The sequence below is a fragment of the Companilactobacillus suantsaicola genome (assembly GCF_004745525.1).
Classification (GTDB): Bacteria; Bacillota; Bacilli; order Lactobacillales; family Lactobacillaceae; genus Companilactobacillus; species Companilactobacillus suantsaicola.
Genome location: NZ_RKLY01000062.1, coordinates 1 through 1,675 on the forward strand (window position 1 = coordinate 1; position 1,675 = coordinate 1,675).

The window sequence follows — 1,675 nt, forward strand, 5'->3', positions numbered from 1 at the left end:
AAAACAGACTAAGCTAAGTGAGTAAATTAATTTTTGACGAAGAATTAATTTACTCACTTTTTTTGATAAAGTGAATGTGAGATTAATGCCGTACGTGAAATTGGCACTTGATGCCGTAGTTAAAACTGGCAATCTCATTAATAATGTTCTTGAATTTGTTCTTAGTCTGTTGGCTTATAAAGTCGTGTATAGAAAATTAAATCCAATACTATTAATGAGATATCCTTAACCTCAACAATTACAAGAAGAAGGCAATATACATGGAAACAGTATTTGGAATTGATGTAAGTAAATCTACTTCGAGCATTGCAGTGTTGGCCGATACTATAAAGATTAAAGAATTCAAGATCAATAACGACCTTATTGGCTTTGAACGTTTAAAGTCTAATTTGCACTCTTTCACTGATCCTAAGGTGGTCTTTGAAGCGACTGGCGTCTATTCTAGACGCCTAGCGTACTTTCTCCAATGCAATAATGTTTCTTATGTACAACTGAACCCACTACAAGCTAAAAAGGAATTGGACGGTCTTAGAAAGAATAAGACTGATAAGAACGATGCGTTTCATTTGGCTAAAACACAATTCATTTTAAATCGTCAAATGGCTAAAATGCAGAATCCTATATATGTGGAATTATTGGATGAGGATCGTTTTTATCAGGAATTAGTTTCTGACTTTGTATCTGAAAAGAATAGATTACATCGGGTACTACAGCTAACATTTCCTGAAATAGAACAACTTATGTCCTCTCCCACTGGACCATGGTATTGGAATTTTGTAAAGGAATTTCCAATACCATCACAGGTATTAAAATTCAATATTGATCAATTGAATGCTATTGCTTATGAATGTTCAAACGAAAAAGGTGGACATGAAAAATCTAATGATATTGCATTAAAACTCTTCAATCTTGCAAAAATATCATTTTCATCTGTTAATCCAAATTCATTGACCGTTGAACAGGTGAAATACCATGCAAATAGATTAATTGAAATTGATAAATTGAAGAAAAAGGTAATAAAATTACTTGTTAAACTATCCAAAAAACTACCAGAATATAATACCCTTTGCAGTATACCTGGAATTGGCGATATTACATCGGTCTTCTTAATCGCCGAACTCGGCGATATTAGGAGATTTAGTAACTCTAATAAACTCAACGCATATATTGGCATTGATTTAAGACACTATGAGTCTGGAAACTATACTGCTAGTGATCGAATAAGTAAACGAGGAAATCCATATGCTAGAAAGACTTTGTACAAGGCTGTACTAAATATGGTCTCCGTTGCTAGATATCAGCCAACTCATATTAATGATTATTACCGAAACAAAAAAAAGCAATCTTCTAAAAAGGAAACAAAGAAGATTGCTATAGCTTCGATAAGCCGTCTCGTCAGAACGATTTATCATCTTGTAATTAAAAATGAAACCTATGATTATAAAATTGCTTCACACGCAAGACACTAATCTGGTTTCCATTTGTATCATACCATGTTCAAATTTTTTTCAAAAGATTTGAACAGGTTTATTTGTGTTATCTAAAATATCAATTTACAAGACTATTTTTGCCTTGGTTCATACCATCTGACTGATGTCTTAGATCTATAACAAATTAACTTCACTATAATTACTATTAAATCAGTATTTCTCTTGACTTCTGGTAGAAATTTCAC

The 1,675-nt window shown here is 32.2% G+C and carries 1 protein-coding gene; it reads left to right on the top strand.

What is annotated here, in order from left to right:
* Positions 1-260 precede the first annotated feature (260 nt).
* Positions 261-1,469 carry an IS110 family RNA-guided transposase gene (locus tag EGT49_RS12335; protein WP_135374706.1) on the top strand — a complete coding sequence of 403 codons (1,209 nt, stop codon included), beginning with the start codon at positions 261-263 and terminating at the stop codon, positions 1,467-1,469.
* The last annotated feature ends 206 nt before the right edge of the window (positions 1,470-1,675 follow it).

Excerpts from the sequence above, each read along its gene's own strand:
- EGT49_RS12335 (WP_135374706.1), top strand. The coding sequence starts at position 261 with ATGGAAACAGTATTTGGAATTGATGTAAGTAAATCTACTTCGAGCATT.